The organism is Pedococcus sp. KACC 23699, from assembly GCF_045348425.1.
GTDB lineage: Bacteria > Actinomycetota > Actinomycetes > Actinomycetales > Dermatophilaceae > Pedococcus.
In genome coordinates, this window is the sequence record NZ_CP157483.1 from 3408589 (window position 1) to 3423003 (window position 14415).

16 protein-coding genes are annotated in these 14415 nt (G+C 71.6%); 12 read left to right on the plus strand and 4 right to left on the minus strand.

Annotated elements, in window-relative coordinates:
- The first annotated feature begins 7 nt into the window (after positions 1 to 7).
- Positions 8 to 682 carry a thymidine kinase gene (locus tag ABEG17_RS15990; protein WP_406830470.1) on the plus strand — a complete coding sequence of 225 codons (675 nt, stop codon included), beginning with the start codon at positions 8 to 10 and terminating at the stop codon, positions 680 to 682.
- Between the two features lie 49 nt (positions 683 to 731).
- On the opposite strand, the gene sepH is transcribed toward ABEG17_RS15990, so the two are convergent.
- Complete coding sequence (gene sepH / locus ABEG17_RS15995) at positions 732 to 2141, minus strand: septation protein SepH (RefSeq protein WP_406830471.1); 1410 nt, start codon at positions 2139 to 2141, stop codon at positions 732 to 734.
- A gap of 94 nt (positions 2142 to 2235) precedes the next feature.
- Here sepH and ABEG17_RS16000 point away from each other — a divergent pair, with 94 nt between their 5' ends.
- Genes ABEG17_RS16000 through ABEG17_RS16010 form a run of 3 tightly spaced genes read left to right on the plus strand, consistent with a single transcriptional unit; the run spans position 2236 to position 4906 of the window.
- A complete protein-coding gene (locus ABEG17_RS16000; protein ID WP_406830472.1) occupies positions 2236 to 2871 on the plus strand; it encodes a trimeric intracellular cation channel family protein in 636 nt (211 codons plus the stop codon).
- A complete protein-coding gene (locus ABEG17_RS16005) occupies positions 2868 to 4043 on the plus strand; it encodes a ferrochelatase (protein WP_406830473.1) in 1176 nt (391 codons plus the stop codon). The genes ABEG17_RS16000 and ABEG17_RS16005 overlap by 4 nt, the downstream gene beginning before the upstream one ends.
- Positions 4044 to 4045: 2 nt before the next feature.
- Entirely contained in the window at positions 4046 to 4906 is an 861-nt protein-coding gene (locus ABEG17_RS16010) for an inositol monophosphatase family protein (protein WP_406830474.1), read from the plus strand.
- A 99-nt stretch (positions 4907 to 5005) separates the two neighbouring features.
- Here ABEG17_RS16010 and ABEG17_RS16015 read toward each other — a convergent pair whose 3' ends face one another.
- Positions 5006 to 5191 (minus strand): hypothetical protein, encoded by a 186-nt coding sequence (locus ABEG17_RS16015; RefSeq protein WP_406830475.1) that lies wholly within the window; start codon positions 5189 to 5191, stop codon positions 5006 to 5008.
- A 378-nt stretch (positions 5192 to 5569) separates the two neighbouring features.
- On the opposite strand from ABEG17_RS16015, the gene ABEG17_RS16020 reads away from it, so the two are divergent.
- From ABEG17_RS16020 to ABEG17_RS16040, 5 genes are read left to right on the plus strand one after another with little or no spacing between them, the layout of a single operon-like run.
- Positions 5570 to 5869, plus strand: a complete 300-nt coding sequence (locus ABEG17_RS16020) for a DUF4193 domain-containing protein (protein WP_056883993.1) — start codon at positions 5570 to 5572, stop codon at positions 5867 to 5869.
- A gap of 32 nt (positions 5870 to 5901) precedes the next feature.
- Positions 5902 to 6381 (plus strand): dUTP diphosphatase, encoded by a 480-nt coding sequence (gene dut / locus ABEG17_RS16025; RefSeq protein WP_406830476.1) that lies wholly within the window; start codon positions 5902 to 5904, stop codon positions 6379 to 6381.
- An 8-nt stretch (positions 6382 to 6389) separates the two neighbouring features.
- Positions 6390 to 7214, plus strand: coding sequence for a DUF3710 domain-containing protein (locus tag ABEG17_RS16030; RefSeq protein ID WP_406830477.1), 825 nt, complete (start codon positions 6390 to 6392; stop codon positions 7212 to 7214).
- Positions 7215 to 7219: 5 nt separating this feature from the next.
- Entirely contained in the window at positions 7220 to 7639 is a 420-nt protein-coding gene (locus tag ABEG17_RS16035) for an OB-fold nucleic acid binding domain-containing protein (protein WP_406830478.1), read from the plus strand.
- On the plus strand, positions 7629 to 8420 hold the full coding sequence (locus ABEG17_RS16040) for a DUF3159 domain-containing protein (RefSeq protein WP_406830479.1): 792 nt from the start codon (positions 7629 to 7631) through the stop codon (positions 8418 to 8420). Before ABEG17_RS16035 ends, ABEG17_RS16040 begins: the two co-directional genes overlap by 11 nt.
- Positions 8421 to 8422: 2 nt before the next feature.
- Here ABEG17_RS16040 and ABEG17_RS16045 read toward each other — a convergent pair whose 3' ends face one another.
- The gene (locus ABEG17_RS16045; RefSeq protein ID WP_406830480.1) at positions 8423 to 9106 is read right to left on the minus strand and encodes a potassium channel family protein; all 684 of its coding nucleotides are present in this window, start codon (positions 9104 to 9106) and stop codon (positions 8423 to 8425) included.
- A 14-nt stretch (positions 9107 to 9120) separates the two neighbouring features.
- The gene (locus ABEG17_RS16050) at positions 9121 to 9789 is read right to left on the minus strand and encodes a potassium channel family protein (protein WP_406830481.1); all 669 of its coding nucleotides are present in this window, start codon (positions 9787 to 9789) and stop codon (positions 9121 to 9123) included.
- Between the two features lie 123 nt (positions 9790 to 9912).
- Between ABEG17_RS16050 and ABEG17_RS16055 the strand changes: the two genes are divergently transcribed.
- Genes ABEG17_RS16055 through ABEG17_RS16065 form a run of 3 tightly spaced genes read left to right on the plus strand, consistent with a single transcriptional unit; the run spans position 9913 to position 14371 of the window.
- Entirely contained in the window at positions 9913 to 11919 is a 2007-nt protein-coding gene (locus tag ABEG17_RS16055) for an APC family permease (protein WP_406830482.1), read from the plus strand.
- Positions 11916 to 13199 (plus strand): class I SAM-dependent RNA methyltransferase, encoded by a 1284-nt coding sequence (locus ABEG17_RS16060; RefSeq protein ID WP_406830483.1) that lies wholly within the window; start codon positions 11916 to 11918, stop codon positions 13197 to 13199. Before ABEG17_RS16055 ends, ABEG17_RS16060 begins: the two co-directional genes overlap by 4 nt.
- The gene (locus tag ABEG17_RS16065) at positions 13196 to 14371 is read left to right on the plus strand and encodes an MFS transporter (RefSeq protein ID WP_406830484.1); all 1176 of its coding nucleotides are present in this window, start codon (positions 13196 to 13198) and stop codon (positions 14369 to 14371) included. The genes ABEG17_RS16060 and ABEG17_RS16065 overlap by 4 nt, the downstream gene beginning before the upstream one ends.
- The last annotated feature ends 44 nt before the right edge of the window (positions 14372 to 14415 follow it).

Genomic DNA, 14415 nt, shown 5'->3' on the forward strand with positions numbered 1-14415 from the left:
GTCCCTCGTGGCTGAGCTCGTCTTCTTCTCCGGGACCATGGACTGCGGCAAGTCGACCCTTGCCCTCCAGATGGACCACAACCACCAGGCGCGCGGCCGGTCGGGCCTGATCTACACGAAGATGGACCGCGCGGGCACGGATGTCCTCTCCTCACGGCTCGGGCTGTCGACGGCGGCCCACGAGGTCGGTGACGACCTCGACTTCTGGGACGCCGTCGTCGAGCACGCCACCAACGGGCTCCGCGTCGACTACCTCATCTGTGACGAGGTGCAGTTCTACACGCCGGTCCAGGTCGAGCAGCTCGCCCGGCTCGTGGACGAGATGGGCATCGATGTGTTCGCCTTCGGCATCACCGCCGACTTCCGCACCCAGCTCTTCCCGGGGTCGCGGCGGATGATCGAGCTCGCCGACAAGGTGCAGGTGCTGCAGGTCGAGGCCCTGTGCTGGTGCGGCAAGCGCGCCACGCACAACGCCCGTGTCGTCGACGGGCTCATGGTCGTCGAGGGGGAGCAGGTCGTCGTCGGTGACACCAAGCCGGGCAGCGAGAGCCTCGTGGAGTACGAGGTGCTGTGCCGGCGCCACTTCATGCGCCGGATGAACTCCGCCGCGGCGCGCGCCGCCTCGGACTCCCCGGACGTGCTGCCGTTCGACCTCGATCTCTGCCCGGTGCCGCAGCACTGAGCCCCACCACTTCTGCCGCGCGGCCACTCGTGGTGGCGTCGTCGTCGCGTCAGTCGCGGGACTTGGCCCCGAACATGACGTCGTCCCAGCTCGGGACGCTGCGCCGACCGGACTTCTTCGCCGGGCGCGGACGGTTCTCCACGGGCGCGGCGTTACCGTCCTCGGTCTCCGCGGCCGGGCCTACGTCCTCGTGCAGGTCGTCGGAGACGACCCCGACCGCGGCCAGGCGCTCGGTCGGAGCGGCCTCGACCGGAGCGGCCTCGACCGGAGCGGCCTCGACCGGAGCGGCCTCGACCGGGGCAAGGTCGGGAGCGACCTGCACCTCAGGCTGAGGTTCAGTCTCGTCGTCCAGCTCGAGGGCGTCCTCGACGGTGGCCGACTCCTCCTCGGTGACCGACACGTCGTCGGTGACCGACACGTCGTCGGTGACCGACACGTCGTCGGTGTCCTCGTCCGGATCCGCCTCCGTGTCGAGCGTGCCGACCTCGTCCGTGACGATCACGGTGGCGGGGGCCGCCTCGTCGGTGACCTCGTCCGCAGCCGGCTGGGGGTCGAGCGGGTGCGGGCCGCGCGCAGCCGGGGGTGGCGGCATCGTCTCGGGGTCGTAGGCGAGGTCCTCCAGCGGCAGGGCGTCCTCGCGTGGGGCTTCGTCGCCCGGGGTCTGGGTCGCCGACGCCTTGGCGCCGCGGCGACGCGGGCGACCTCGGTGCGACGCGCGCTCGCGCATCGCGGTCATGAGGTCGACGGGCTCCTGCGTCCGCGTCGGCGCCGTACGGCGCGGGGCGGCCTGCACCCCGCCCTCGGCCTCCACGTCGTAGACGGTGGTGGCGCGCGCAGGCGCGGTGGCCTGGTGGGGCGTGGGCAGCGGCGAGGTGTCGTTGCCGGTGTCCTCCTCGCTGAGCCAGCGGGCCTCGTCGTCGGCCGCGACCACGGTGCGGGCGGGCACGTCGAAGTGCCAGCGCGCCTCGCGCTCACGACCCCCGGCGGGGAAGGTCACGAGGACCGTCCACTCGCCGCTGTCGTTGCGCGCGGAGTCCCAGAGCGCAGCCGCCGGGTCGACCCCGCGGTGCGAGAGCCGGGCGCTGACCCGGGCCGAGAGGGTCGGTGTGCTCGAGGCGCCACCCGCGCGGCCGCGCAGCCGGACCCCGCGAGCCAGGCCCGCGACATACTCGCGCTCGGCGAGGATCGGTCCCTCGTAGCGACGCACCTTCTCCACCGGCCAGCCGGAGCGGTCGGCGACGTCCTCCGCGCTCAGACCCGCGCGGATCATGGCCTGGACCTCACGTGGGCGCATGCCACCGTCGATCTCGATCTGGAGCTGGCCGAGCCGTGGGCGGTCGCGTCGGACCGCCGCTCGCAGGGGCTCGTCGAGGGGGACGCTGAACTGCCCGCCCTCGGAATCGGACAGCAGCAAGTGCTGGCCGTCCTCATGGACACCGATCAGCCGCAGGTCGCGCATTGCCTTCTCCCGTATCGCCACATCGTGGTCGACTCTGCCATCACGGGGCTCGCCGAGGAAGTGACCACGCCGCGAGGGTAGTTTTGACCTCGCGATGCTCACCTACGACCCCCACTTCCAGCTGGCCCTCGACCTGGTCGGCGTCTTCGCCTTCGCGCTGTCCGGCGGGCTGGTCGCGGTGAAGAAGCGACTCGACCTGTTCGGGGTCCTCGTGCTGTCCGGAGCGGCGGCCCTCGGCGGTGGCGTGCTGCGCGACGTCCTCATCGGCGCCCTGCCGCCGGTCGGGGTCTCGGACTGGCGGTTGCTGACCAGCGCCCTGGTCGCGGGGCTCGTGACGTTCCTCTACCACCCGGGGGTGGAGCGGATCTCGCGCTTCGTGCGGGTGCTCGATGCCGCCGGCCTGGCCGTCTTCGCGATCGGCGGGTCGCTCAAGGCCCTCGGCGCGGGCATGGACCCCCTCACCTCGGTGATCGTCGGGGGCGTCACCGCGGTCGGTGGTGGCATCGTCCGTGACGTCCTCGCCGGCCAGGTCCCCGAGGTCCTGCGTCGTGAGATGTATGCCCTGCCCGCCTTGCTGGGGTCGGTCCTGATCGTGACCGCCCACCACTTCGACGTCCTCACTCCCGTGACCATCTGGGGCTGCGTGGCCCTGGTGTTCGTCGTGCGGATGATCGCCGTCGTCCTCGATGTGCACGCCCCCAAGCCCCTGCGAACCGGAGAACTCACGTGAGCACCCCCAGCATCGACCCCACCCCGGACGAGACCCGCCCCGACGCCACCGCAGGCGACGCCGAGGTCTCCCCGCTGGACCCCTACGACGGGATCCTGCTGCTGTCCTTCGGCGGACCGGAGAAGCCCGAGGACGTCCTGCCGTTCCTGCGCACGGTCACGGCCGGCAAGAACATCCCCGACGAACGGCTCGAGGAGGTGGGGGAGCACTACTACGGGTTCGGCGGCCGCAGCCCGATCAACGACCAGAACCGCGCCCTCATCGCCGCCCTGCGCGCCGAGCTCGACCGTCGGCAGATCAGCACCCCGGTCATCTGGGGCAACCGCAACTTCACGCCGTTCGTGCACGAGGCGCTCGAGGAGGCCCACGGCCAGGGGCTGTCCCGCCTCGTCACGGTGATGACCAGCGCGTACTCGTGCTACTCCTCCTGCCGCCAGTACCGCGAGGACCTCGCCGCTGCCACGGCGAAGGTGGCCGAGGCAGGCATCGACATCGCCGTCGACAAGATCCGCACCTACGCCAACCACCCCGGTTTCTCGCGCACGAACAGCCGGCTCGTCACCGAGGCCGTGCGCGAGGTGCTCCGAGGTGGAACGGACGCGAGCGCCGTACGCCTGCTGTTCGTCACCCACTCCATCCCGACGGCGATGGACGAGACGTCCGGACCCGGTGACGAGGACGGCAGCGCCTACAGCCGCCAGCACATCGCCCTGGGCGCGGCCATCACCGACGAGGTGAACGCGACCCTCGACACCGACCTGTCCGGCGAGCTCGTCTTCTGCTCCCGGTCCGGTCCGCCGAGCCAGCCCTGGCTGGAACCCGACGTCAACGACCGGCTCGAGGAGCTCGCAGCCGAGGGCGCGCAGGTCGTCGTGGTCTCACCCATCGGGTTCGTCTCCGACCACATGGAGGTGGTCTACGACCTCGACACCGAAGCCGCCGCGACCGCGGAGAAGCTCGGGCTGCAGCTGGTCCGGGTGCCGACCGTCGGCATCGACCCCGAGTTCGTCTCCGGGCTGGTGGACCTCGTCGAGGAGCGGGCGGCCGTGGCCCGCGGCGAGCGGCCGGTCCAGCCGTCCTGGCCCGGGCGCGACCCGTTGCGGTCGACCTGTGCCCCCGGCTGCTGCCCCAACCTGCGGGTGGCCAAGCCGGCGCTGTGCGGACAGGACTGACGATGGAGCCGCTGACCGTCCCCGCTGACGACGTCCTGGCCGAGCTCGAGCAGCTCGCCGTCGAGGTCGCCCTCGAGGCGGGGCGACTCGTCGTCGACGAACGGCCCGTCGACCTCGGGGTCTCCAGGACCAAGAGCACGGCCACCGACGTGGTGACGGTGATGGACCAGCGAGCCCAGGACTTGCTGCGCTCGCGGCTGCGGGAGGCCCGGCCCGGTGACGGCTTCCTCGGCGAGGAAGAGGGCGGCACCGACCGCGAGTCCGAGATCACCTGGGTGGTGGACCCCATCGACGGGACGGTCAACTACCTCTACGCCATCCCCTCGTATGCCGTGTCCGTCGCCGCCGTCGTCGGTGACCCCACGACGCCCGGCGCGTGGCGTCCGGTGGCAGGAGCCGTCGTCAACCCGATGACGGGGGAGCTCTTCCATGCCCGCCTGGGGGCCGGGGCGTGGCTTCGCCGAGGTGAGGGTGAGGCGACACGCCTGGTCATCGGCGAGCCACCCGCCCTGGGGCACGCGCTGACCGGGACGGGCTTCGGCTACGACGCCGGACGTCGGCTCTGGCAGGCGAGGGTGCTCGTGGACGTCCTGCCACACGTGCGTGACATCCGTCGCATCGGCAGTGCGGCCCTGGACATCTGTGCGGTCGCTGCCGGCTCGCTCGACTGCTACTTCGAGCGCGGCCTCAACTCCTGGGACATGGCAGCAGCCTGGCTGGTGCTCGCCGAGTCGGGTGGACTGTTCACCGGTCTGGGCGAGACGGCACCCGACCCGAGCATGGCCGTGGGAGCTGCACCGGGCCTGCACGCCCACCTCGAGGCGCTGGTGCGCCGTGCCGCCGAGGCGGCGGGGTCCGAGTAGCTCCTCTCGCCTCAGGTGGGCGCGCAGCGCGCCCGTCCGCAGACGTGACGAGGGCGCGGCCGCCGGGTGGCGGACGCGCCCTCGAGGGGACGAGACGGGTCAGGCGGCGTTGAACCTGGCGAGGTCGGGGATGCGCAGGCCGTGCTCGTCGGCGAGCCGCGCAAGGTTCTCCAGCTCGGCCTCGCGGACGGAGGCGAGGTAGTCGTCGCCGGACTCCTGCGCGATGCGCAGGGACTGCACCGCACGGCTGGCACGGCGGGTGATCTCGGTGTGGAACTCGGTCATGCTGCACCCCTCTCTGAGTCGTGTCACGAATCGGTTCGGGTGGATCCGGTCGGGTGGATCCGGGTCAGGTGGAGACAGGACTCTACGGGGACAGACGCCGAGGGACCCACTTCGGGTTGCGGTCCTTGGGTGAATTGTGGGTTAACCCAGACCGATCCTTGGGGCTGCGCGGGCGGCGCTCTGTCCCGGTTGCCGACGGTCTGGGGTCACGTGGAGGACACCGTCGTGGACGCGATGGTGACGGGCCCCGCGAGATAGGGCACAATCCCCGCCGGCGGTGGGCACAAAACCACGACGGTCAGCGTTAACACCGGCGACTTGCCTTCTCGAGCATCGAGAGGGCACAGATGCGAATGAAGAGGGAGAGCGACAGCGACTATGGCGACTGACTACGACGCGCCGCGTAAGACCGATGACGAGCTGTCCGAGGACTCGATCGAGGAGCTGAAGTCCCGCCGGGTCGACAAGAGCGCCTCGAGCGTCGACGTCGACGAGACGGAACAGGCCGAGGGCTTCGAGCTCCCCGGCGCCGACCTGTCCGGCGAGGAGCTGTCGGTGCGGGTGATCCCGCGGCAGTACGACGAGTTCACCTGCTCCCGCTGCTTCCTCGTCCACCACCGCAGCCAGCTGGCCAAGGAGGTCAACGGGCAGATGGTGTGCCGGGAGTGCGCGGCCTGACCGTGCTGCAACCACCGATAGGGTCAGTCCACGTGACTGGCCCTATTCGTGTCTCGCTGCCCCTGCGGCGGCTCGACCCCGACCTGCCGGTGCCGTCCTACGCCCACCCCGGTGACGCCGGCGCCGACCTCTACGCCGCCACCGAGGTGACGCTGGCGCCGGGGGAGCGGTCCCTCGTGCCCACCGGGATCGCCCTGGCGCTCCCGGAGGGGTTCGTCGGCCTGGTCCACCCGCGGTCCGGGCTCGCGGCACGGCACGGCATCACCATCGTCAACGCCCCGGGGACCATCGACGCGGGGTACCGCGGGGAGGTCCTGGTCAACCTCGTGAACCTCGACGCGCGCGAGGCGTTCACCGTCCACCGCGGCGACCGGATCGCCCAGCTCGTGGTCCAGCAGGTCGCCGTGGCCGACTTCCTCGAAGTGGATTCGCTCGAGGACACCTCCCGGGGTGACACTGGTCATGGTGCCAGTGGCGGCTTCGGCAACCACACCCACACAACGAAGGACTGAACACTCCAGTGGCCATCTTCCGACGAGGCAAGAAGTCCGAGCAGACCGACGAGCTCGACGCGACGAACGACTCGACCCAGCTCGAGGACGCGACCGACGACACCGTCGACGCCACGCTGGGCGACGACACGACCGGGGTCGACGCCCCGGAGACGACCGTGGCGGCGAAGGCTGCTCCGCTCGACCGTGAGGGAAACGGCCCCCACGACAGCTCCGAGGTCGACCTGTCCGAGGACGACCGCCTCGACCTCGGCGCGCTGCTCATCCGCGGGGTGGCCGGCATGGAGCTGCGGCTCGAGGTCGACGAGAGCGCCAACCAGGTCGTCGGGGCCACCGCCGTCATCGCCGACTCCGCAGTGCAGCTGCAGGCGTTCGCCGCACCCAGGTCGATGGGCATCTGGGACGAGATCCGCAGCGAGATCGCCGAGTCCATCCTGGCCCAGGGCGGCACCGCCGACGAGGTCCAGGGCGACCTCGGCACCGAGCTGCGCACCCGGATGCCCTCCGCAGGGCCCGACGGGCGCACCGTCTTCGCCCCCGCCCGCTTCACCGGCGTCGACGGCCCGCGCTGGTTCCTGCGCGCGGTCTTCTCCGGACGTGCGGCCATCGACGACGAGGCCGCTGCTCCGCTGCTCGAGGTGGTGCGCAGCGTGGTCGTCGTCCGCGGTGACAGCGCGATGGCTCCTCGCGAGATGCTCACCCTGACCCTGCCGGTCCAGCCGGACGCCGAGGGCGCCGACGGCGAGGCGTCGCAGGACGACGCTGACACCACAGTTCGCGCCGACGACCTCTCGCCGTTCGAGCGTGGTCCCGAGATCACCGAGGTGCGCTGACCACCATGGCCCACGACGTGCAGACGACCCAGTCCCAAGGCCCTCGGGGGCACCACAAGTCGGCCATCGCCCGGCTCGGTGAGCGGCTGACGAAGTCGGTCACCCAGATCGAGGCCGACGAGCTGCGCGAGGACGCTGCCCGGCTCGGGTGCACCCCGATGTGCGACCTGCTCGACCGCCAGCAGGCGACCGTCTCGGGCACCGTGCGCGCCGTCACCCTGCGTCCGCGGGTCAACGTCCCTGCGCTGGTCATCGACCTCTACGACGGCAGCCGCACGATCAACCTCGTCTGGCTGGGCCGCCGTTCGATCGCAGGCATCGGTCCCGGCACCTACCTGCGCGCCCAGGGCCGGGTCACCTACTACCGCGGGATCCCCACGATCTTCAACCCGTCCTACGAGATCGTGCCGGTGCGTGCCCACTGACCGGGTCGGGGCTGCGGCCGAACGCCCTGACGCGTCGACCGCTCCGGTGACGGACGCCTCGGCGACCACCGGCCACACCCCGGCCGCGACGGTCGAGGAGGTCATCCGCCAGCGGCTCTCCAAGGCCCTCGGTGGGTGGCGCGGCTCCCTCGAGACCGCCCTGCCGACCGTGGCCTTCGTCGTCGTGTGGACGGCGACCAAGAACGTCCGTACCGCTGTCATCGCGGCCGGCGCGGTCATCGTGGTGCTTGCCCTCGTGCGCCTGGTGCAGCGACAGAGCCTGCAGTTCGTCCTCTCGGCGGCCCTGGCGACCGGGATCGCAGCGTTCTTCGCCCTGCGCAGCGGCCGGGCCCAGGACGCGTTCCTGCCCGGCATCCTCACCAGCGCCGGCTGGGGCGTGGCGGCACTCGTGTCCGTGGTCAGCCGCTGGCCGCTGGTGGGGTTCATGGTGGGGGCCGGCGACCCGCGCGCCGCGGAGGACCCGTTCGCCTGGCACCGTGACCGGGGGCTGGTCCGCGTCTGCCAACGGCTCACGATGGTGCTCGTCGTCATGTATGCCGTCCGCGTCGCCATCATGCTCCCGCTGTACTTCGCGGGTGAGGTGGCCTGGCTCGGGGTGGCCAAGGTGGCCCTCGGGTGGCCGCTGTGGCTCGCCGGCCTCGCCGTGATGGGGCTGATGCTGGTGCGCGGGCAGACGCCGCAGGAGGTTCCCGCGCCTGACGGCCACCACGTCGAGCACGGCAGCGAGCGCCATACCGTGGGCGACGTCGAGACCGACTGAGGTCAGGCCTCGCCGCGGGGGTTGCGCTCGCCGGGGCTGAGCATGGCCTCGAGCTCGTCCTCGAACTCCGGTGTGGAGATGAACAACAGCTCGTCGTGTGGCTCGAGCGAGTCGTCGCGGCTCGGCGCGATGGGGTGGTCCTCGCGGATGATGCCGACGAGCACCGTCTCGCCGGGGAAGTCGACGTCGCCGACGCGCTTGCCGGCGTAGGGGCTCTCCGGCGGCAGGGTGAGCTCGACCATCGTGGCCTTGCCCTGCTGGAACTGGAAGATCCGCACGAGGTCGCCGACGCTCACGGCCTCCTCGACCAGGGCCGTCATGAGGCGAGGCGTGGAGACGGCGACGTCGACGCCCCAGGCCTCGTCGAACATCCACTCGTTCTTGGGGTTGTTGACGCGGGCGACGGTGCGTGGAACGCCGAACTCGGTCTTGGCGAGCAGCGACACCACGAGGTTGACCTTGTCGTCGCCGGTCGCGGCCACGACGACGTCGCACTCGGCGAGCCCCGCCTCGTGCAGTGCCGTGATCTCACAGGCATCGGCCAGCAGCCAGTTGGCCTCGGGCACGCGGCTGGACTGGATGTCCTTGCGCTCCTTGTCCATGAGCAGGACCTGGTGGCCGTTGTGCAGCAGCTCCCGGGCGATGGAGCGGCCCACGCTCCCGGCCCCGGCGATGACGACGCGCATGTGGTTCCTTCTGCTCAGTGCCCGGACGGGGCGGGCGGGGCGTCGAGGGTGCGCTCCACGGCCGGGAGCTCGGTGGCGAGGGTGGCGAGGTGCAGCAGGTCGCCCTCCTGGAACACCGTCTCCGAGGTCGGCAGGATGCCCGAGCCCAGCCTGGTGAGGTAGGCGGCGCGGGTGCCGGTGACGACCTCGAGCTCGCTGACGAGCCTGCCGACCCAGCCCGGGTTGACGGTGACCTCGGCGATGACGACCTTGCCGGACGGGTCCACGAGCTCGGGCACGTGGCCCTGGGGGAGCAGGCGGCGCAACATCTGGTCGGAGGTCCACTTCACGGTGGCGACGGTGGGGATGCCGAGCCGCTGGTAGACCTCGGCGCGGCCGGGGTCGTAGATGCGTGCCACGACGTGCTCGACGCCGAAGGTCTCGCGGGCCACGCGGGCGGCGAGGATGTTGGAGTTGTCACCACTGGACACGGCGGCGAAGGCGTAGGCGTCGGAGATCCCGGCCTCGCCCAGGGTGTCCCGGTCGAAACCGACACCGGTCACCCGGCGACCCTCGAAGGCAGAGCCCAGGCGTCGGAACGCGGACTCCTCCTGGTCGATCACCGCGACGTCGTGGCCCTGGCTCTCGAGGCTCAGCGCGAGTGAGGAGCCCACTCGGCCGCAGCCCATGATCACGAAGTGCACACGGCGACGCTACACCGCGGCATACGTGCTCGTGCGCGGTGCCACGCAGGGGGGTGACCCGCGTGGGCCTCCACACCCGGGCGTGGGCACGAGTGGACGCGCGGGCGCCCTAGAGTGTTCGCCGTGGCAAGTTCTGGACGCGTCGTCAAGCGTGTGCTCCTCGGTCGCGCGATGCGCAGCGACCGGCTCGGCGACACCCTCCTCCCCAAGAAGCTCGCGCTGCCGATCTTCGCCAGCGACGCGCTCTCGTCCGTGGCGTACGCGCCGGACGAGATCTTCCTGACCCTGGGCCTGGCGGGTGGGGCCCTGGCCCTGACCCACTCCTGGCAGATCGGCCTGTGCGTCGTCGCCGTCATGCTCGTCGTGGTCGCGTCCTACCGCCAGAACGTCCATGCCTATCCCTCGGGTGGCGGCGACTACGAGGTGGCCAACACCAACCTCGGGTCCAAGGCCGGCCTCACGGTGGCCTCGGCGCTGCTGGTCGACTACGTCCTCACCGTCGCGGTGTCGATCTCCTCCGGTGTCCAGAACGCCGCAGCCGCCCTGCCGTTCATCCGAGGGCACGAAGTGGTCGTCGCGGTCGGGCTCGTCGTGCTCCTCACGGCGATGAACCTGCGCGGCGTCCGTGAGTCGGGTCAGGCGTTCGCCATCCCCGTCTACCTCTTCATGCTCAGCGTCATCGGCATGGGCATCGTCGGGGTCGTCCGCGAGCTCACCGGCACGCTGCCCCAGGCCGAGAGCGCCGCCCTGACCCTGGCGCCGGAGTCGGGGTACGAGTCGCTCGGCAACGTCGCCATGCTGTTCCTCCTGCTGCGCGCCTTCTCGTCCGGATGTGCCGCGCTGACCGGCGTCGAGGCGATCTCCAACGGCGTGCCCGCGTTCAAGAAGCCCAAGAGCCGCAACGCCGCCAGCACGCTGCTCCTCATGGGCGTCATCGCAATCACCATGCTCATGTCGATGCTGACGCTGGCGAAGTGGACCGGCATCAAGTACGCGGAGAACCCTGCGACCCAGCTCCTGCGCGACGGCAAGCCGGTCGGCCCGGACTACGTCCAGGACACGATCATGGGTCAGGTCTCCAAGGCCGTCTTCCAGGGCTTCCACCCCGGCGTCATCATCGTCTCGATCGTCGCCGGACTCATCCTCATCCTGGCGGCCAACACCGCCTTCAACGGTTTCCCGGTGCTGGGGTCGATCCTGGCCAAGGACGGCTACCTCCCACGACAGCTGCACACCCGTGGTGACCGGCTCGCCTTCTCCAACGGCATCCTCATCCTCGCCGGGGCCGCGGCCTTCCTCATCGTCCTGTACAACGCCGAGGTCACCAAGCTGATCCAGCTCTACATCGTCGGCGTCTTCGTGTCGTTCACGCTGAGCCAGACGGGCATGATCCGGCACTGGAACCGCCACCTTCGGCTCGAGCGTGACGCGGCGGCGCGAGCCCGTATGCAGCGCAGCCGCGTCATCAACGCCATCGGCGCGACCATGTCCGGCGTGGTGCTCGTCGTCGTCCTGCTGACCAAGTTCATGCACGGCGCCGGCTACGCCATCGCGGCCATGATCGTGCTGTTCTTCCTCATGCTCGGCATCCACAAGCACTACGAGCGGGTCCGCGCCGAGCTGCGCGTCTCCGACGACGACCTCGACGCGCAGATGCTCCCGAGCCGGGTGCACGCCATCGTGCTGGTCTCCAAGATCCACAAACCGACGCTGCGGGCCCTCGCCTACGCCCGGGCCACCCGTCCCTCCAAGCTCGAGGCGATCACGGTCAACGTCGAGCCGGAGGAGACCATGGCGCTGCAGGAGGAGTGGGACCGCCGCGACATCCCGGTACCGCTCAAGGCGCTCGACTCGCCCTACCGCGAGATCACCCGCCCGGTCGTCGACTACGTCAAGTCGCTGCGCTCCGGGCACCCTCGCGACGTCGTCGTGGTCTACATCCCGGAGTACGTCCTCGGAAAGTGGTACGAGCAGGTGCTGCACAACCAGAGCGCGTTGCGGCTCAAGGGCCGCCTGCTCTTCACCCCCGGCGTGATGGTCGCGAGCGTGCCGTGGCAGCTGGCGTCCTCGGCCGGCCAGGAGGAGCGCTACGACGGTCCCACCGCCGGCTCGGTCCGGTTGGGCCAGTGACCGGCACCGAGCAGGCCGACCTGCACGTCGGCGACGAGGTGGAGGTCGAGGTCGGCCCGGTCGCCCACGGCGGCTTCTGCATCGCGCGCCACGAGGGCCGGGTCGTCTTCGTCCGCCACGCCCTGCCGGGTGAGCGGGTGCTGGTGCGCGTCACCGAGGCACGCGACGGGCAGCGGTTCGTCCGCGCCGACTGCATCGAGGTCCTCGAGGCCAGTGAGCACCGGGTCCCCGCCCCCTGTCCGTATGCCGCGCCCGGCCTGTGCGGTGGGTGCGACTTCCAGCACGTCCGCGTGTCGCACCAGCGCGAGCTCAAGGCCACCGTGGTGCGCGAGCAGTTCGCGCGGGTGGCCAAGCTCGACGTCGAGGTGGTCGTCGAGCCCGTTGCCGGCGACCACGACGGCCTCGGCTGGCGGACCCGGGTCGAGTTCGCCGTGGACGAGGTCGGCCGGGCCGGCCTGCGCCAGCACCGGTCCCACGACGTCGTGCCCGTCGACACCTGCCTCATCGCCGACGAGCGCATCCTCGCCACCGGTGTCCTGCGCGGGCACTGGGACGGCGACGACGCGGTCGACGTCGTGGCCCCGTCGCAGGGGGAGGCGGTCGTCGTGCGGGTGCCGTCCGGTGAGGCCGACGCCCCGACCGTCGTCGAGCACGTCGAGACGCCCTCGTTCAGCGCCGACTTCGAGGTCGCGGCACGCGGGTTCTGGCAGGTCCACCCGGGGGCCGCCGGCACGTTCGTGCAGACCGTCCTCGCCATGCTTGAGCCGCGCGAGGGCGAGACCGCGCTCGACCTCTACTCCGGTGTCGGTCTCTTCGCCGCAGCCCTCGGTGAGGCCGTGGGTCCGCAGGGCAAGGTCGTCGCGGTCGAGTCCGACGCGGGAGCCGTCGCCGCCGCGGCAGGCAACCTCGCGCGATACCCCTCGGTGCTGGCGATCCGCGCCCGCGTCGACGACGCCTTCGGGGTGCCCCGTGCCAGCAAGTCCGGGCCGGCCGGCCGCCGGGGACAACGCCCGCGCAAGCTGCGCCGCCACCCGCTGCTGCCGCTGGCAGCCGACCTGGTGGTGCTCGACCCGCCACGTACCGGCGCGGGCAAGGACGTCGTCGCCCAGGTCGCGCGCCTGTCGCCGCGGGCCATCGCGTACGTCGCCTGCGACCCGGCGGCCCTCGCCCGGGACACCTCCTACCTGCGCGATGCCGGGTACGAGCTCAAGGGGCTGCGGGCCTTCGACGCGTTCCCGATGACGCACCACGTCGAGTGCGTGGCCCTGTTCGAGCGGTGACCGCCAGCCATCCCCAGGCCCCACCGGGTGCGAACGGGTCGGTCTGGACGTATGCCGGGATGCCGGCGCTGGGGCTGCTGTCGGTGTTCGGCTTCAGCGGGTACGCCGCGCTGCTGTCGGTCGCGCCGCTGTGGGCGGTGCGCGGTGGCGCGGACGCGGCCGGCTCCGGCCTGGTCAACGGTGTGCTGCTCGCCGCCACGGTGGCGACGCAGTTCGGCGTCCCGGCCCTGCTGCGCCGGTTCGGGCACGGTCCCGTCATCGCCGTCGGGGTGGTCCTCCTCGGCGCCGCGTCACCGCTGTACCTGCTGTCCGACGACCTCCTGCCGGTCCTGGCCCTGTCTGCGGTCAGGGGCGCCGGTTTCGGCATCCTCACGGTCACCGGTTCGGCGGTGGCTGCCCACCTCGTGCCGGCACACCGACGTGGGGCCGCCATCGGCGCCTACGGCCTGGCGGTCGCCGTGCCGAACCTGCTGCTCCTGCCCCTGTCCGTCGCCATCGCCGACCGGTGGGGCTTCGCGTGGGTGTTCGCCCTCGGCGCGCTGCCCCTGGTCGCCACCCCGTTCGCTTTCGCGGTGGCACGCGCTCTCGGCCCGCTCGACCGCGTGGCCGAGCGGGCGCCCCGCCTGGACCGCGCCGGGGTCGTCGCCATCGCCCGCCCCACGGGGATGCTGTTCGCGGTGACCATGGCCGGTGGGGGACTGCTGACCTTCGCCCCGCAGATCGTGAGGTCCGGCACCGGCTCGGCGCTGGTCCTCCTCGTCCTGGGGGTCGGCACGGCCGGGTGCCGGTGGGGTGCCGGCCACCTCTCGGACCGGTATGGCGCGCAGCGCTTCCTCGCGCCCCTCCTGCTCGTCGGCGCCCTCGGCCTCGCAACGTGCGCGTGGGGAGCGTCCCGCGGTGGCGACCTTGGGCTGCTGGTGGCGGGGGCGGCCCTGGTCGGCATCGCCTACGGCGCCCTGCAGAACCTCACCCTCGTCGTCGCGTTCGAGCAGGTCGACCCGGCCCACATCCCGGTGGCCAGCGCCGGGTGGAACATCGGGTTCGACGGTGGCACCGCTGCCGGTGCCGTGCTGGTGGGCGCGATCGCGACGGGTGCGGGGTTCTCCGCCGGACTGCTCGTGCTCGCGGCCGTCTGCGTCGCCGCCCTGGTCCTGACCGTGCCCCGGCGGTGACGGGCGCGCCGACCCGGCACGGCGCCATACCGGGACCGGCGGTG